The sequence below is a fragment of the Streptomyces sp. NBC_01260 genome (assembly GCF_036226405.1).
Lineage (GTDB): Bacteria > Actinomycetota > Actinomycetes > Streptomycetales > Streptomycetaceae > Streptomyces > Streptomyces laculatispora.
On the sequence record NZ_CP108464.1, the window covers coordinates 5,585,063 to 5,601,858 of the forward strand.

The following is a 16,796-nucleotide window of genomic DNA, read 5'->3' on the forward strand; positions in this document are numbered from 1 at the left end:
TCGAGATCCATCCGCAACATCCTCGCGGGCTCCCCGGCCCCCGCTCGCACGTCACATGCACACGTGGGACACGACGACGCAGGGGGTACGGGGATGGAACGCCGGACACGGACGCACGGCCGGGCACGGATGTGCCGAGGGGTGCTGGGGCTGCTCCTGGCGGGCGGGGTGCTGCTCACGGGCTGCTCGGGGGAGGGGACCGGCAGCAAGAGTTCCGCCTCGGACCGCCGGGGAGCGCCCGCCCCCGCCCCGGCCGCCACCGGCCCAGCCGCCGAGAGCGGTGCGAAGGACGGCGCGAAGGAGCCGGACGACGCGAAGAAGGGGGACGGGCTGAAGGAGTCCGCACCGCCCGACTACCTGTCCACCTTCGCCCTGGACGTGGACACCGCGTCCTACGGATACGCGCGCCGCACGCTCGCCGACGGCAGGCTGCCGGGGCCGCGGACCGTACGGCCGGAGGAGTTCGTCAACAGCTTCCGCCAGGGCTACCGGCGCCCGGCGGGCAACGGCTTCACCGTCTCCGTCGACGGGGCACGGGCCGGTGCCGGGGGCGGCGACTGGTCCTTGGTGCGGGTCGGCCTGGCGACCAGAGCCGCACCGAGCAGTGCCGAACGGCCGCCCGCCGCCCTCACCTTCGTCGTCGACATCTCCGGCTCGATGGCCGCCTCCGACCGGCTCGGCCTGGTGAAGACCTCACTCGGCATCCTCACCGACGAACTGCGCGACGACGACTCGGTCTCCCTGGTCACCTTCAGCGACGAGGCGAAGACCGTGCTGCCGATGACCCGGCTGCGGGACCACCGCGGAAGGATCCACGACGCCGTCGACTCCATGGAACCCGCCGACTCCACCAATGTGGGGGCAGGCGTCCGGCGCGGCTACGAGGAGGCGGTGGACGGCCACCGCGAGGGCGCGAGCAACCGGGTCGTCCTGCTCTCCGACGCACTCGCCAACACCGGCGAGACCGACGCCGACGCGATCCTCGAACGGATCGGCTCCGCCCGCCGCGAGTACGGCATCACCCTGTTCGGCGTCGGGGTCGGCAGCGACTACGGCGACGCGCTGATGGAGCGGCTCACCGACAAGGGCGACGGCCACACCACGTACGTCGCCGACGAGGAGCAGGCCCGCAAGGTCTTCGTCGACCAGTTGCCCGCACACCTCGAACTGACGGCGCGCGACGCCAAGGCGCAGGTGGCCTTCGACCCGAAGACCGTCGAGAAGTTCAGGCTGATCGGTTACGAGGACCGCAAGGTCGCCGACGAGGACTTCCGCGACGACAGTGTGGACGGCGGCGAGGTCGGCCCCGGGCACACGGTGACGGCGCTCTACGCCGTGCGTCTGCGGGACGGCGCCTCGGGCCATGTGGCCACCGCGACGGTGCGCTGGCTGGACCCCACGTCCCGGGCCGCGCACGAGGAGACGGGTGCGGTGGAGACCGGGGCGGTCGAGGGGAGGCTCTGGGGCGGCCGCAGCACCCGGCTCCAGGTGACGGCGGTGGCCGCCTACTTCGCCGACGCCCTGCGCGGCGGCGGCCTTCCGGGCGCGCCGGGACTCGGTGAACTGGCCTCCAGGGCCAAGACGCTGGCCGCGAGCACGGAGGACGAGTCGGTGGCGAAACTGGCCACCGCGATCGGTCGCGCGGACCGGCTCAGGGGCGGCCGGGGCGACACCGGAACGGGTACGGGAGAGGGCGAGATGGACTGACCCGGGCCGCCCGCACCGAGGACGGAGCCGGGCGAGGCCCATTCGATCGCACGAGCGTACGAATGAAGGCTGCGCGGCCGGGGCTGCTGCGCCATGATGAGCCATGGCCTCCCTGTTCCTCACTCTCGCCGTGATCACGACCGGCCTCTACGCGGGCTTCCTGCTGACCTTCCTGATCGCGGTCATGCCCGGCCTCGCGGCCCTGCCGGACGACGGTTTCACGGCAGCGATGCGCCGCTTCAACGAGAAGGTCCCCGGACCCGTGTTCCTCGTCGTCTTCCTCGGAGTGATCGCCTTCCCGGCCGTCGCGCTCGTCGCCGGGCGGGACGCATGGGGGTGGCCGCCGGTGGCCGCCGCGCTGGTCTGCACCGTCGGCTCCCACCTGGTCACGATCGCGGGCAACATACCGCTCAACAAGGCGCTTGCGGCATCGGAATCACCCGCAGAAGCGAGGACAGCCGGGACAGCGGGCGAGGGCGGCGACAGCGCGGCCCGTACGGCGTTCGAGGCCCGCTGGAACATCTTCCACCAGATCCGGACCGCGCTCTCGCTCACCGCCTTCGTCCTGCTGACCGTCGCCGCGAACTAGACTCTGTCGCCGTCCCGGCGTCCGTGCCCCTCCCGCCCCCGGGAAGCCGCAGGGGGCTCCCAGCCCGGACCCGGGCGGTCGGCGAGCCGCCGGGTGAACCCGTACACCCCGCGGACGCCGGTACCGGCGGCGACCAGGGCCAGGCACCAGGACAACGCGTCGGGTCCCACGCCGCGTTCGGCGACGACCAGGGCGAGGAGCGTCACCGCGGCCATGGCCAGCGCGTACCTGTGCACATCCGGGCGGTAGAGGGACGCACGCGGGGCCCGGCGCACGCGCCGGGGTGCCGTGGGGTGGGAGTGCTCCGGCGCGTACGCCGCCTCGGCGACATGGCGGTCGGTGGACCCCCAGACCACGTAGCCGTCGTCGGTGACCAGCGCGGCGCCCATCTGCTCCACCGGATCGCCCCAGGAACCGCCGGCAGCCGCCCAGCACAGCCATCCCTCACGGCCCTCCAGGACAGCAGCCGACTCCAGGTCCAGCCACGGGAACTGGGCGCTCTCCTCGTCCGCGGTCCGCAGGGCGATCTGCCTGTCCTCGGCCGACACCATCAGCCGGCGCGACGCACTCCAGCGCCCGTCGCCCTCACCGGTCCACACGGCGCTCCCCACCCGTACCCGGCGGGCGGCGACAGCCCCGGCGGCGGCGTCCCTGCGCAACTCGGCCGGCCCGGAGTGGGCCGACCCGCCGATCAGACCGCTCAGCCAACCGCGCAGCAGGAACAGTGAGATCAGGGCGGCGACGGCGAGGAACAGCGGCATCACGGGCTCCAGCGGACCGGCGTGGGCGCCGATCGTGCGCACCACGACGAGCGGGAGCACGGACATGAACAGCGAGGGCAGGAGGGTCGCCCGTGTCATCCGGCGACGGGGCAGCCGTTCGGGGACGGAGGCGGAGCCCGGACCGTCCGAGAGCGCCGGGGCGGTCAGCGGCGGGGCGAGCAGCGCGCCGGCCCACCACAGTGCGGTCAGCAGCGCCGTCAGGACCGCGTAGATGACCGAACTGTCGCCCAGGAGCCGGTTCTCCGGGGCCGGGAAGAGCAGATTCAGTGCGGTGACAGCACCTGTCACCAGCGCCGCGGTGCCGGTGACGCGGCACCACCCGGTCGCACGTCTCAGCCGTACCGCATCGTCCTTGTGTGCCACGGTTCCCCCTTCGGGCCGTGTGCGGGGCGGTGCGTGCGGAACCCGGACGGACCGGTCCCGAGCCGCACCCCTTGCCCCCCTCGGCCCGGTGACGCGCACCGACCCCACCACGGCGTTTCCAGAATCGATTCGCCCGGATACTACGCCGGGGCCCGTAGGCGGCGAACGGCGTTTCGAAGGGTGACGGTACGCACGCCCGCGATCCGACCGGGCCTGCCCGCCGTGCCTCACGCCAGGTGGAACACCTCGATGAGCGGCACCATCGCGTCGTCCGCCGCCTCCGGCTGCTGGAAGAAGTCCGCCATGTCCCGCTGCCACCGCTCGTTCACCTCGGTGGCGGCCATCGCCTGACGTGCCGCGTCGAAGTCCTCCGTCTCCAGATAGCCGACGAGCAGCCCGTCCTCGCGCAGGAAGAGCGAGTAGTTGTGCCAGCCCGCCGCGGAGAGCGCGGCGAGCATGTCGGGCCAGACCGCGGCGTGACGCTCGCGGTACTCGCCGATCCGGTCCTCGCGTACGTTCAGCAGGAAGCAGACACGCTGCATGACGGGGTCTCCCGGTAGGTGGAGCGGTCGGCGATCAGGGCTGCGGCTGCTCAGAAGTCGAACGTGTCGATGTTCTTCTTGTCGAAGACGGTCGGCTTGCCGAGGATGACCTCGCCGTCCTTGCCGATCGTGTACTCGCCGAGCTTGCCCGCCTTGAACTTCTCACCCTGCGCGCCCGTGATCTGACCGGACGCCAGCGCCGCGGCGGCGTACGAACCGAGGTACCCCAGCTCCTCCGGGTTCCACAGCGAGAACTGCTCGACGGTGTCGTCCTTGACGTACTTGCGCATCTGGTTCGGCGTGCCCAGGCCGTTCAGCACGACCTTGCCCTTGTACGAGGAGTCGCTCAGGTAGCGGGCGGCCGCCGCGATGCCGACGGTGGTGGGCGAGATGATGCCCTTCAGGTCGGGGTAGGCCTGCATCAGGCCCTGGGTCTGCTGGAACGACTTCTGGTCCGCGTCGTCCCCGTACGCCACCTTCACCAGCTTCATGTCCTTGTACTTGGGCAGCTTCAGCTCGTCCTTCATGAACTCGATCCAGGTGTTCTGGTTCGTCGCGTTCTGGGTGGCCGAGAGGATCGCGATCCTGCCCTGGTAGCCGATCTGCTCACCGAGGTGCTGGACCAGGCTGCGGCCGATCTCCTCGGAGCTCGCCTGGTTGATGAAGAGCTGGCGGCACTCCTTCGCGGTGTCCGAGTCGTACGCCACGACCTTGATGTTCTTCTTCATGGCCTGCTTCAGCGGACCGCACACCGCGTTCGGGTCGTTGGCGGCGACCAGGATCGCGTCCTGGCGCTGCTGGATCAGCGTGTTGATGTAGCTGACCTGCGAGGAGGCGCTGGCGTCGGACGGGCCGACCTCCTTGCCCGTGCCGCCGTACTCCTTGGCCGCCTCGATCCCCGCGTCGTCGACGATCTTCTCGTACGGGTTGTTGATCTGCTTGGGCAGGAAGGCGAGCTTCAGCCCCTTCTTCAGCGCCGCACCCGGATCGGCCTTCGCCGTGGCCCCGGCCTTCGTGGACTCCTTGTCGGAACTGTCCTTCGTGGTGCCGGAACAGGCGCTGAGGGCGAGGGCGAGCGAGAGCGCGGTGGCGGCGGTGGCGACGGCGCGGCGCCCAGCGGCATTGCGGAGCATCATGGCGGCGGTGTGCCTTTCGAGGAGTGCGGACGAGGACGGAGCAGGGGGGATCAGGGGCGGGCGTCGGCGGCGCGCCGGTGGCGTCGTTCGACCACGGCCGCGATGACGCGTGGGGTGAGGACGGATGCCACGAGCAGCAGACCGGTCACGATGACCTGCACCTCGTTGGCGATGTCGTTGAGGGTCAGCAGGTTCTTCAGGACACCGATGAGCAGCACCCCGGCGACCGCGCCGAAGAGCGTGCCCTTTCCGCCGTCGAAGTCGATGCCGCCGAGCAGTACGGAGGCGATGACGAGCATCTCGAAGCCGAGCCCGTTGTCGGCGCGGGCACTTCCGTAGCGGAGCGTGAAGACGATCCCCGCGAAGGCGGAGAACAGCCCGGTGGTGACGAACAGCAGCAGCTTGATCCGCTTGACCCGGATGCCCGCGAAGTACGCGGCCTCCTCCTGCGCCCCGATCGCGAACAGGGAACGCCCCAGGCCGGTCGCGTGCAGCACGATCGCGGTGATCACGGCGAGCACGATGAACAGCAGGACGGGGTACGTGAGGAAGGTGCCGGGCACCGTGGTCGTGTCGACGGCCCAGTCGGTGTACGTCCGGGGGAAGTCGGTCACCGCGTCGCTGCCGAGCGCCACCGAGGCCAGGCCCCGGTAGAGCGCGAGGGTGCCGATGGTGACGGCCAGCGACGGCAGTCCGACCCGGGTGACCAGCCAGCCGTTGAGCAGCCCTCCGGCGACGCCCGCCAGCAGCACCACCGGCACGATCGTCTCGAACGCCCACCCCGCGTCCCACAGCGCACCGGTCAGCGCACTGCCCAGGCCCAGCATCGAGGCGACCGACAGGTCGACCTGTCCGGCGACCACCAGAAGCGTCATCGGCAGGGCGATGAGGGCGACTTCGGCGATGTCGTTGAAGGCGAACGCGAGGTTCTCGCCCGAGCCGAAGCCGTCGGTGGTGCCGAGTCCGGCCACGACGACCGCCACCAGGAGCGCCCCGACCGCGGTGTCCCAGCGCAGTGCCAGGCCGCGCAGCGAACCCTTCGTCCTGGCGGACCCCTGCGGGGCGGTGGGCACCGCCTTCTCGGTCTCAGGCGCCATTGCCATGCCGGGCGCTCCTCTTCCTCAGTGCGGCGGTCATCCGCAGGTTGACGATTCGGTCGATGCTGATGGCCAGGAGCAGCAGAGCGCCGGTGATGGCGCCCTGCCAGAACGAGTCGACCTTCAGGACCACCAGCACGCTGCCGATGGTGGTGAGCAGCAGGGCGCCCAGCGCGGCGCCCCAGACCGTTCCCGTGCCGCCGGTGATGGCGACACCGCCGACGACGACGGCGCTGACGACCGTCAGCTCCCAGCCGTGCGCGTTGTCCGCGACGACCGTGCCGAACCGGGCGAGCCACAGGGTGCCGGCGAAACCGGCGACGGCCCCCGAGAAGGCGTACGCGGCCAGGATCCGGCGCCGGATCGGCACCCCGGCGAGCACTGCGGCCTCCGGGCTCGACCCGATCGCGTACAGCTCGCGCCCCGAGCGGTAGCTGCGCAGGAAGTAGGCGGTCGCGGCGAGCAGCACCACGGTGATCAGCGGCAGATACGGCACGCCCAGGAGGCTCCCGCTGCCGAGGCCGAGGATCTGGTCGGGGACCTCGGCGGCGCCGATCTGGTCGCCCTGCGCCCACCAGTAGTCCACGCCCTGGATGATGTAGAGCATGCCGAGCGTCACGACGAGCGCGGGCACCTTGCCGAAGCTGACGAGCGCGCCGGAGACCAGCCCGCAGACCACCCCGATGGCGATGCCCAGCAGCATGACGGTGAGCACGCCGTGATCGGTTCCGGCCACGAACTTGCCGCAGGCGAAGGCGGAGAGGCCGACGACCGAGCCGACCGACAGATCGATGTTGCGGGTGATGACGACGGCCGACTGGCCGACCGCGAGCAGCACCAGGATCGAGGAGTTGAGCAGCAGGTCCTTGATGCCCTGGTCGGACAGGAAGCGCGGATTGGCCAGATAGGTGCCGAGGATCAGCAGGATCAGCGCCCCGGCGATGGATATCTCGCGGGCCCGGAAGACCGTGTCCACGAGCGAGGCCGCGCTGCGGGCCGGTGCCTTCGGGCCGCTGTCCGGCGGGCTTGCGACGGTGGTGGTCATGCCGCTGTCCTTTCGCCGAGTCCGGTCGCCGCCGCCATGACCGTCTCCTCGGTGGCCCGCGCGCGCGGGAGTTCGGCGACGAGCCGGCCCTCGTGCATGACGAGCACCCGGTCGGCCATGCCGATCACCTCGGGCAGGTCGGAGGAGATCATCAGCACGGCGAGCCCTTCGGCGGCCAGGGCGGAGAGCAGCCGGTGGACCTCGGCCTTGGTGCCGACGTCGATGCCGCGGGTGGGCTCGTCGACGATGAGTACGCAGGGTCCGGTGGCCAGCCACTTGGCCAGCACGACCTTCTGCTGATTGCCGCCGGACAGGACACCGACGGTGTCGGCCAGCCGGTTGTACTTGAGCTGGAGGCGCAGGGCCCAGTCGGCGGCCCGGTCGTGCTCCAGGGCCCGGCTGACCAGTCCGCCGCGGCGGACCTCGCCGAGCCCGGTGAGGCCGATGTTGCGTTCGATCGACATCTCCATGACGAGCCCGCGCTGCCTGCGGTCCTCGGGCACGAGGGCGAGCCCGGCGGCCATCGCGGCGGTGGGCGAACCGGCGCGCAGCGCGGTGCCGTTCACCCGGACCTCACCCGCGTCGGCGCGGTCGACGCCGAAGACGGCCTGGGCCACCTCGGTGCGGCCGGCCCCGACGAGCCCGGCCAGTGCGACGATCTCGCCCCGGCGCACCTCGAACGACACGTCGTGGAAGACGCCCTCCCGCGTCAGCCGCCTTACGGAAAGGGCGACTTCGCCGACGGCGGCGTCCTGCTTCGGGTAGAGGTCGTCGAGTTCGCGGCCGACCATGAGCCGCACGAGACCGTCCTGGGTGAGCCCGTCCAGCGGCTCGGAGGAGATCCACCTGCCGTCGCGGAGGGTGGTGACGCGCTGGCACAGTTCGAAGATCTCGTCGAGCCGGTGCGAGATGAACAGCACGGCCGCACCCTCGGCGCGCAGCGCCCGTACGACGGAGAACAGCCTGGCCGTCTCGCTGCCGGTGAGTGCGGCCGTCGGCTCGTCCATGATCAGGACACGGGCCTCGAAGGAGAGCGCCTTGGCGATCTCGACGATCTGCTGGTCCGCTATGGAGAGCCCGCGGGCCGGCCGGTCGGGGGCCAGATCCACACCGAGCCGGCGCATCAGCCCCGCGGTCGTGTCGTGCACGGCTCTGCGGTCGATCCGGCCGAGGGAGCGCCGGGGCTGGCGGCCCATGAAGATGTTCTCGGCGATCGACAGATCGGGAAAGAGCGTCGGCTCCTGGTAGATGACGGCGATACCGGCATCGCGGGCGGCGGCCGGGCCGTTGAAGACGACGGGCTTCCCGTCGAGCAGTACGACACCGTTGTCAGGGCGGTGCACCCCGGCGAGCGCCTTGATGAGGGTGGACTTTCCCGCGCCGTTCTCCCCGGCGAGTGCGTGCGCCTCACCGGGGAAGAGTTCGAGGGACACGTCCTGCAGGGCCCGTACGGCACCGAAGGATTTGCTCACACCCTTCAGCGCCAGAACCGGGGCCGGCTCCGGGGCCGAGTCCGGGCCCTTGGCGGACTTGTTCATGAGGGGCTCCTGAGCGGTGGACCGAGCCGGCGGGAGGCCGCAGGGGCCCACCCGTCGTGAAAGGTTTCAATCGGGCTCCTCGGAAGCTAGACGGGGTGCGTGGGCGTAGTCAATGGGTGCGCAGTGGGAATCTACTGAGGTTGGGGGGAGGGGTGCGGGGGAAATGAACAGCGTCGACTCGCGTGCGTGCGGGCCCCCGGTGGCGCCTTGGTGGGAGGATTGCCCAGCCTGGTGGTGAATCGATTCATGTTGAGTGACGTCCGCGCGGAGCGGCCGCGGCCCTGTGAAGCCCGTACGAGCGGCAGGACACGGTCCAGCCGGCGGCGGCCGGGGCGGGCCGGGACAAGCGCGACGCGCCAGGCCGGGGCCGCTCCCGCCGGACCCTCAGGCGCCGTGCAGCCGGCGCAGGTACTCGTGGGCGTTGGGCTTCGGCGAGCGCGGCCAGGAGCGCGCGCCGGTCGGTTCCGTCGACGTGCCGTACCTCGACATCCGTGCCGAGGGCCTCCACGGTCGCCGGGGACAGTTCCTCCGCGAGCAGTACGACGGGACGGTCGACGGGTCTTGCCGGTAGCGGGTCGGCCGGCTCGGAGCCGGTGAACAGGGCAGGCGCGGCGGTGGTCGTGGACAGCCTTCTCTCGGGAGACATCGGTCGGGAAGGTGCGGCGGGTCGGGTGACCCCGGCAGGTGCTACTGCCGGGCGCCGGCCAGGTCCAGTGCGCGGGCGCGCAGTGCCAGCCTGGCCGGGAGAACGCTGGAGAGGAGCGCGAGGGCGAGCGCCGCGAGCGCGCTGCCCCCGATCGCCGTCCACGGCAGGCTCAGCGAGAGCGCCGAACCGGCGTCCAGGACGCGGCGGTTGATCAGCATCAGGCTCGCGGCCTGGGTGCCGGTGGTGACGAGCACGGCGAGCACGGTGGCGGTCGCGGCGGTGAGGACGGCCTCCACCGCGACCATGGACAGGACCTGTCGGTCGTTGCCCCCGGTCAGCCTGAGCGTGGCGAAGTCCCGCAGCCGGTCGCCCGTGGACATCATCATGGTGTTGATGATGGCGATGAGCGCGTAGAGCAGGGCCGGACCCAGGATGGCGATCATGGTGATCCAGTCGCTGCGGGCCCGCGGGTCGTCGTCGCCGCTGCCCCACTGTCCGGTGGGAGTGATCCTCGCTCCGTCGGTGGCGCCCAGTGCCGGGGCGGCGGCGCCCGCGGCGGTGGAGACGAACGCCGCGGTGGGCTGCTTGCCGCCGGTCAGATGCGCCGCCACCGTGTCGTACGGGAGCAGCACCTCGGAGAGGTTGAGCGGTGTCCTGACCAGGGCGACCACCTTCACGGTGAGGGAGGCGCCGTCGGCCAGGGTGGCGTCGAGCCGGTCGCCGACCCGCCAGTCGTTGGACTCGGCGAGGCCGCTGGAGACGGCGACGGCCGATCCCTTCAGCGCGTCGAGCGAACCCGCCTTCGTCTTCAGCTTCCAGGTCCTGGCCGCGTCACCGTCGACGGCGGTGGCGGCGGTCGTACCGCCGGTCATCCCGCCGCCCAGGTCCGAGACGAGGGTGGGGTGGATGGTGGTGGTCCGGCTGCCGGGCAGCTCCCGCAGGTGCCGCACCGCGGCGGCGGAGAGCCCGGACCCACCGTCCGGCTCGACCACGTACTGCGCGCTGAGCGCCGCACGTGACTGCTGGGCCCTGGCCTCACCGAAGGCGAGCGTGGAGCCCACCACCGTCGCGGTCAGGCCGATCACCAGGAAGACCGGGGTCGCGGTGGAGACGGTACGGCGCACCGCGGCCAGCGCGTTCTGCCTCGCCAGCATCCCGACCGCGCCCGCCGCCAGCGGCACCGGCAGGGTCAGCAGCCGGACCAGCGGAGGGACGACCACCGGGGCGAACAGCGCGAGCGCCATGATCGCCATGACATCGATCAGCAGCGACCAGACCGGCAGGTTCTGCGGGTCACGCAGCTGCGGGTCCTGCTGCATGCCGGGGGGCATGGCGGTGAACAGGGCCACCACCGTGCCGAAGAGCGCGAGATAGGCGACGGCCCACACCCAGCGCCCGGGTGTCATCACCTTGCCGTCCACCGCCGCGGCGCTCAGCGCCTCGACGGGGCGTACCCGGCCGGCCCGGCGGGCCGCCGCGTAGGCACCGAGCACCGCCACCCCCACCTCGATCGCCGAGGCGATCAGCAGGGGCCCCGCCGAGAACTCCACGGTGAAGCCCTCCGGGGCGGCACCGCGGTCGACCAGCCACCGGGCGAAGAGCGGCGCGAGTGCCGGGCCGAGCAGCGAGCCGGCGACCGAGGCGATCAGCGAGACCACCACCGACTCACCGATCACCAGCAGCCTGATCTGCCGCGGGGTGGCGCCGACGGCCCGCAGCAGGGCCGTTTCGCGGCGCCGCCCGGCGACGGCGAAAGCGAACGTCGACGCCACGACGAACAGCGATACGAAGCCGGACATCCCGGCCATGAAGGTGAGGAGCTTCTTCAGGGAAGGTGCCGACGGATCGTTGTTCTCCAGCCCCGCCGACGTCACGACGAGCAGGCCGGAGGCGGCGATGAGGGCCACGCCCAGGGTGAGGGCGACGAACGAGCCGATGAAGCCGAGCCACCGCTTGCGCAGGGTGGCCACCGCGACGGGGACCAGGAGGGAGAACTTCCCCATCACTCGCCACCGCCCACACGTGCGGGCGCCGTGTCCGCTTCCAGCAGGGCCATGTGCTCGGCGACGCCCTGCGCGGTCGGCTGCCGCATCTCGTCGGTGATGCGGCCGTCGACGAGGAAGACGACCCGGTCCGCGTACGAGGCGGCGACCGGGTCGTGAGTCACCATGATCGTGGTCTGTCCCTGCTCGTCCACCAGGGTCCGCAGCAGCTTCAGCACGGTCCGGCTGCTGCTGCTGTCCAGGGCGCCGGTGGGTTCGTCGGCGAAGAGGACCTTGGGCCTGGTGATCAGCGCGCGGGCGATCGCCACCCGCTGCTGCTGGCCGCCGGACATCTGGGAGGGCAGATGTCCGGCGCGCTCGCCGAGTCCGACCTGGGCGAGGGCGGCGCGGACCTCGGCGGAGTCGGGCCGGCGCCCCGCGAGCCGCAGCGGAAGCCCCACGTTCTGTTCGGCACTCAGCGCGCCGAGGAGGTTGAACGCCTGGAAGATGAAGCCGATCCGGTCCCGGCGCAGTTCGGTGAGGGCCTTCTCGCTGAGCGGTCCGAGATCGATGTCGTCCACGACCACCCGGCCCGAGTCGGGCCGGTCGAGTCCGGCCGCGCACTGCAGAAGAGTGCTCTTCCCCGAGCCGGACGGGCCCATGATCGCGGTGAAGGTGGTGCGTTCGAAGACCACGGAGATCTCGTCGAGGGCGCGCACCGCCGCGGAGGTAGCGGCCGCGTAGCACCTGCTGACCTGTTCGAGCCGGACCGCCTGATTGTCTGCCATGCGTCAACGCCTATCAAGTGATGTCGTGCTGGTCGGATGAACTCGCCGCGCTCATTGAGTCAGATCAGTAGCCGCCCCATTGGGCCAGCAGATCCTTTTCGGTCTCTGCTGGGGCCGGGTCCAGCTCCCCCACCGGGGTGTCCGGACTGTCGGCCACGGCTTCGAGGAGCCGGACCATCCGGTCCAGCACCCCTTGGGCCTCATCGGGTTGATAGACGTCCGGCAGATATCCCAGGTGCAGTTCGAGGGTGGTGGTATCGAGTCCGGGTACCGCCTGCATGCGCAGGGGATAGTGCGTGGCGTCCTCGCTGTCACCCCCGACGAGCCGCAGACCGTCCGTCTGTGCGAGCAGACGGCCCGCGTCGAGTGGCGTGTTCTTGACCACGGTCGTGGTGTCGAAGAGCGGCCCGGCGCCGACCAGCCGCTGGATGTCGGCCTGCCGGCCTACCGGGGCGGCGACTCACCGGTGGCCGGGATGAAGTGGATCGCCTCCTTCCCCGGCAACGTCGCGGCGGGCCTGGAGCGGGCGAGCGCGAGCATCACCCTCAACTCTCCGGTGACCGGGCAGCCTTCGGCCTTCATCGAGGGCTCCGTCATCTCCGCGAAGCGCACCGCGGCGAGCGCAGCGCTGGCCGCACGGGTCCACACCGAGCAGGACCCGCCGGCCGGAGTCGTCCTGATCGGCTGCGGGGTGATCAACCTGGAGATCCTGCGGTTCCTGGCCGCCGCGCTGCCCGGACTGCGCGAGGCGGTGCTGTACGACACCGATCCGGCGCGCGCCGAGGCCTTCGCCCGGACCTGCGCGCCGCACGTGGTGAGGGGCAGCACGTGGTGTACTCCCCGTTCGGTCTCGGCGTGCTCGACATCGCGCTCGCCGAGTTCGTGAGGCAAGAGGCGGGACGGCTGGGACTCGGTGTCCGGGTGGACGACTTCCTGGAGTCGTGACCCCACCGGCTGTACGCGGGTGTGGCCCCCTCCTCGGAGGGGGCCACACCCATGCGACCGCTCAGTTGTTCGGCAGGACGGAGATGCCGCCTCCGTCCGACCGGGCGCGAATCCTGTGGGCGGAGCCGGGGTCGGTCCGCACCTTCACCTGCTGGCTGCCGCCGTCCGTCGCGGCGTCCACCGTGTATCCGCTGTCCGGCACCCGGATGGTGACGTTGCCGCCGGAGCTGGTGACATCCACGGCCTCGGGCGCCTCGGCGAAGCCGGCCTTCACGCTGCCCCCGTCGGAGCGCGCGGTGAGCCGGCCGGCCACGCCCCGGTCCACCTCGATGTCCCCGCCGTCGCTCTCCAGGCTGGCGGCGAGCGCCTTGGGCACCTCCACCCGGAAGTTCACCTCGCAGGTCCCGCCGCCGAAGCCGCCCCCGCAGTCGGAGGGCGCGCTCAGCGTCAGCTCCCCGCCCCGGGTGGAGTGCTTGGTCGCCGGCTTCTCGTCGTCGTACCGGAGCTCCTCGGTCACCTTGACCGAGCGTCCCGAGCCGACCACCACCGCGATCCGGCCGCCCGAGGTCTTGACCCGGAGCGAGGTGACGTGGCCGTCGACGGTGTAGGAGGCGGACTCCTCGCTGGTTTTGCCCGTGCAGCCGGAAGCGAGGCCCCCGGACATCACGGCGGCGACGACGTACACCGCGGTCTTCGTGCGGAAGGGGCGCTTCATCGAATCTCCCTTGAGACGGTTACCCGGCCAGTACCGCCAGATTCACCCGCACATCTATGACGCCCCTACATTTCGCGTGACACTGGCCTCCTCCGGCGCTTACGTGCTCGCTACGCCGCTCTCGCTACCGTGCTGTGACCTGCGAAAAAAGGCCCTCCCGAAGGAGGGCCTGATGAGGTACGGGCTGTGCGCCCCCGGCAGGACTCGAACCTGCGGCCAAGCGCTTAGAAGGCAACGTTACTAGCCAAGACTCTAACCAGGGATGATGCACTCTCGCCACCCCCTGACCCCCTGCTAGGCACCTTGCGTAGGAACCCTTAGTGCAGGCGCCTAGCTTCCCCAGGATCGATTCTAAGGACGGGACCCGGCTACGGGGACCGGACGCTAGGCCGTGAGTGCCAGGGCTTCCCTGATCTCCTTGTAGATCTTCGAGACGTAGGGATGGGACTTGCCCACCTTCTTCGCCGCCTCCGTAACCGAGAGCCCTTGAAGGAACGCATCCTTGATTCCTTGCTTAGTACTGGAGAGCTCCCCTTTCGGTCCGCTCTCCGTAACCTCTTTCTCCTCCGTCGTAACCAATGGCCCCGTAACCGTAACCAGGGGAACCGTAACCTTCTGCGTAACCTTCTTGGGCGTAACCACCTTCGTAACCCGTTCCTCCGTAACCAGAGCCAGGAGTGACGTCTCCAAGTCCCGGAACCTACGCCGGTAGATAGGAGCAACCTCGGAGGCACAGATCAGGATTGCAGGGGCTATGGCGTGGATGGCTACTCCTACCCCATCCCTCTCCGCCACAGAACTCCATGTGTTGAGGAACAGAGAAGCCAGACCCGTAACCCACCTGAAGGCAGTAGGCCACTTCCCTCCATCCAGGCCATGCCTAGAGAGAACTGCATCGGCGGAGATAGAGAGGATGAAAGCAGCATCGGTAAGGACTCCTAGAGCCCAGCCTGACCACTGCCATTGAGAGTGGGCGGAGACGAGTGGAGTACTGGTCATCAGTGAGTAGAAGACAGCCCCGGTTACGATCAGCCAGAGCATCGAGTTAACAAGCTTACGGGTCTTGGTTACGGACTTCAGTTCCTCGGTTACGTTCATACTTGGTTACGGTCCCTTCGGTTACGCGTTCCTGGTTACGGTTACGCTCCCTGGTTACGCACATTGGTTACGGCTACTGGTTACGGATGGATGGTTACGGATGGATGGTTACGGAGAGGGCCCGCTTATGCGGGACCCTCCCCTGAGTGTGTTGGTTACGGGTTCATCGCTCCTCGGCTAGTCGAGAGAGCTACGGATCATGCAGATAGCTGTGGTCCTTCTGTTCTCTGCCATGTAGAGCTGACTACGGAACCGGCGGAGGTGAGGAGCAAGAGAGACAAGCTCCTTGAGGATGGCTATCTTCTCCTCCGCCCTCTGCTTCATGCCCTCCCAACCTCTGTGCCTGTTCTGTCGGTCTGCTATGGCTAGGAGGTAGAGAAGGGTATTGATCTGATCCATGGCTACTCCTTGATGGTTGTCGCTCTCCAGGTTCCTGGAAGAGCTGGTCTTACGGGTCGGGGCATAGCCCTCCCCTTGGCGGAGATGAAGAGGATGTCTCCCAGAGCACGGACCGGTAGGGGAGTGCTCGTAGGTTCCCTTGGCTACTGGTTCTTGGGCTGCTGAGTCAGTCGGGCAAGGACAGCAGGGTTCAGGAGAATGGACTCAGGGATTGCCTTGAGCTGCTTCCGGGTGAGGATGATGGGCTTGGGCTTCTTGGAACTGAACATGGTTGGTGGTCCCTTCGATTCAGGATGCGTAGCCTTGGCGGAGCATCCGTAAGTGTCTGGTCATGAATAAGGGCCCCTCTCCTTACGGTCGGGGCCCTGGGTGTTGCAGTGCTTCTCTTACCCTCCGCCAAGACCACGACGGGCTACCGGAGGAGTGGTCGTTAGATCTCTTCTGGTCTTACGGGGATCGCTCCCTACCGGTCGGCTCACCCCTTGGTTGCCTGGCCTTCTTCTTCCTCCGCCAGACTCTCTAGGTCTCTGGATCTGTGGGGCTCTTACTCTGTGCATAAGTTGTACCCGAGGACCGGTCTCTACTCTGTGCATAAGTCGTACCCCTGAGACTGGATGAGACGAGAGCTTCTACTCTGTGCATAAGTCGTACCCCAGGACTGCACCCCCTTACTCTGTGCATAAGTCGTACCTACCACTCCGTTGGGTCCAGCTCCTCTAGCTCCTGGTCGTCTGCCCCCAACTCGTCTTCCTCCTGGTAGAACCACCCGGACCGAACCCCGACTTCAAGGGTGTAGGTGGTCTTGGCTCCCCTCTTCTGACCGACCACTGTCTTGGTTATCCAGCCGGACCTTTCCAGCACCTTGACTCCACCTTGGACGTAGGCAATGTGCCTGCCTGCCTTGTCGATAGTCCCCACTGCATCGGCTAGAGACCGCTCAGGGATAGTCACCTCACAGCCTTCACCGGCAAGCCTGGCCAACTGTCGGGCTACGTCCCTTGCACTCCGTGGAACGTGGAGCCTGGCCTCCCAATACCAGTCAGCAGCCTGACCAATCGGGGGAGTGTGCTCGGCAGCCATGGCGAACTTCCTCTTCTTCAGCTTCCGCCGGTGCTCCTCTATCTCCGCCGAGTAGGCAGTGAGGATGTTGACGGTCTTCTTCTGCTGGGTGGTCTTGCGTCGGCTCATGTGCTGGTCTCCTTCTGGTTGGTGACATGCGAAAGGGGCCCTCACCGGATGGGTAAGAGCCCCTTGGGTTGGGGGTGTTGCTGCTCAGGGAGGCGGACCGTAAGGGAGCACTCCCGTTGTTCCTTCAATGCCCCTGTGTGCCTCTGCGCTGGCCTGTCAGATCCTCTTGGTACTCAGGGAGCCTGCATGTCCGCTGTCCCTGTACAGGGGCTCTCAGGGCCTTCTAAGTGGGCGTA

General features: G+C 69.2%; 16 protein-coding genes. 3 read left to right on the top strand and 13 right to left on the bottom strand.

Annotated features, from left to right (window positions below; translation table 11 throughout):
• The first annotated feature begins 93 nt into the window (after window positions 1-93).
• Entirely contained in the window at window positions 94-1,707 is a 1,614-nt protein-coding gene (locus OG322_RS24830) for a vWA domain-containing protein (RefSeq protein ID WP_329306949.1), read from the top strand.
• Window positions 1,708-1,810: 103 nt separating this feature from the next.
• Complete coding sequence (locus OG322_RS24835) at window positions 1,811-2,296, top strand: anthrone oxygenase family protein (RefSeq protein ID WP_124284038.1); 486 nt, start codon at window positions 1,811-1,813, stop codon at window positions 2,294-2,296.
• Here OG322_RS24835 and OG322_RS24840 read toward each other — a convergent pair.
• The 9 genes from OG322_RS24840 to OG322_RS24880 form a co-directional block, all read right to left on the bottom strand.
• Window positions 2,293-3,441 (bottom strand): hypothetical protein, encoded by a 1,149-nt coding sequence (locus OG322_RS24840; RefSeq protein ID WP_124284037.1) that lies wholly within the window; start codon window positions 3,439-3,441, stop codon window positions 2,293-2,295. The genes OG322_RS24835 and OG322_RS24840 overlap by 4 nt on opposite strands.
• Window positions 3,442-3,668: 227 nt before the next feature.
• Window positions 3,669-3,983 carry an L-rhamnose mutarotase gene (locus OG322_RS24845; protein ID WP_123471171.1) on the bottom strand — a complete coding sequence of 105 codons (315 nt, stop codon included), beginning with the start codon at window positions 3,981-3,983 and terminating at the stop codon, window positions 3,669-3,671.
• 50 nt (window positions 3,984-4,033) lie between these two features.
• Window positions 4,034-5,119, bottom strand: a complete 1,086-nt coding sequence (gene rhaS, locus OG322_RS24850; RefSeq protein ID WP_123471169.1) for a rhamnose ABC transporter substrate-binding protein — start codon at window positions 5,117-5,119, stop codon at window positions 4,034-4,036.
• A 50-nt stretch (window positions 5,120-5,169) separates the two neighbouring features.
• Entirely contained in the window at window positions 5,170-6,141 is a 972-nt protein-coding gene (locus tag OG322_RS24855) for an ABC transporter permease (RefSeq protein ID WP_185095743.1), read from the bottom strand.
• A gap of 64 nt (window positions 6,142-6,205) precedes the next feature.
• Entirely contained in the window at window positions 6,206-7,261 is a 1,056-nt protein-coding gene (locus OG322_RS24860; RefSeq protein WP_073738966.1) for an ABC transporter permease, read from the bottom strand.
• Window positions 7,258-8,799 carry a sugar ABC transporter ATP-binding protein gene (locus OG322_RS24865; protein ID WP_123471164.1) on the bottom strand — a complete coding sequence of 514 codons (1,542 nt, stop codon included), beginning with the start codon at window positions 8,797-8,799 and terminating at the stop codon, window positions 7,258-7,260. The genes OG322_RS24860 and OG322_RS24865 overlap by 4 nt, the downstream gene beginning before the upstream one ends.
• A 687-nt stretch (window positions 8,800-9,486) precedes the next feature.
• Window positions 9,487-11,448 carry an FtsX-like permease family protein gene (locus OG322_RS24870; RefSeq protein ID WP_123471160.1) on the bottom strand — a complete coding sequence of 654 codons (1,962 nt, stop codon included), beginning with the start codon at window positions 11,446-11,448 and terminating at the stop codon, window positions 9,487-9,489.
• Complete coding sequence (locus OG322_RS24875) at window positions 11,448-12,215, bottom strand: ABC transporter ATP-binding protein (RefSeq protein WP_123471158.1); 768 nt, start codon at window positions 12,213-12,215, stop codon at window positions 11,448-11,450. Before OG322_RS24875 ends, OG322_RS24870 begins: the two co-directional genes overlap by 1 nt.
• Window positions 12,216-12,279: 64 nt before the next feature.
• Entirely contained in the window at window positions 12,280-12,600 is a 321-nt protein-coding gene (locus tag OG322_RS24880) for a hypothetical protein (RefSeq protein WP_241199965.1), read from the bottom strand.
• Window positions 12,601-12,690: 90 nt separating this feature from the next.
• On the opposite strand from OG322_RS24880, the gene OG322_RS24885 reads away from it, so the two are divergent.
• A complete protein-coding gene (locus tag OG322_RS24885) occupies window positions 12,691-13,101 on the top strand; it encodes a hypothetical protein (protein ID WP_124284033.1) in 411 nt (136 codons plus the stop codon).
• A 120-nt stretch (window positions 13,102-13,221) separates the two neighbouring features.
• Here OG322_RS24885 and OG322_RS24890 read toward each other — a convergent pair whose 3' ends face one another.
• From OG322_RS24890 to OG322_RS24905, 4 genes are all read right to left on the bottom strand, one after another.
• A complete protein-coding gene (locus OG322_RS24890; protein ID WP_329306950.1) occupies window positions 13,222-13,875 on the bottom strand; it encodes a DUF4097 family beta strand repeat-containing protein in 654 nt (217 codons plus the stop codon).
• Window positions 13,876-14,259: 384 nt separating this feature from the next.
• On the bottom strand, window positions 14,260-14,973 hold the full coding sequence (locus OG322_RS24895; RefSeq protein WP_329306951.1) for a hypothetical protein: 714 nt from the start codon (window positions 14,971-14,973) through the stop codon (window positions 14,260-14,262).
• A gap of 177 nt (window positions 14,974-15,150) precedes the next feature.
• Window positions 15,151-15,372 (bottom strand): hypothetical protein, encoded by a 222-nt coding sequence (locus tag OG322_RS24900; protein WP_329306952.1) that lies wholly within the window; start codon window positions 15,370-15,372, stop codon window positions 15,151-15,153.
• 690 nt (window positions 15,373-16,062) lie between these two features.
• Entirely contained in the window at window positions 16,063-16,560 is a 498-nt protein-coding gene (locus tag OG322_RS24905) for a hypothetical protein (protein ID WP_329306953.1), read from the bottom strand.
• Between the last annotated feature and the right edge of the window lie 236 nt (window positions 16,561-16,796).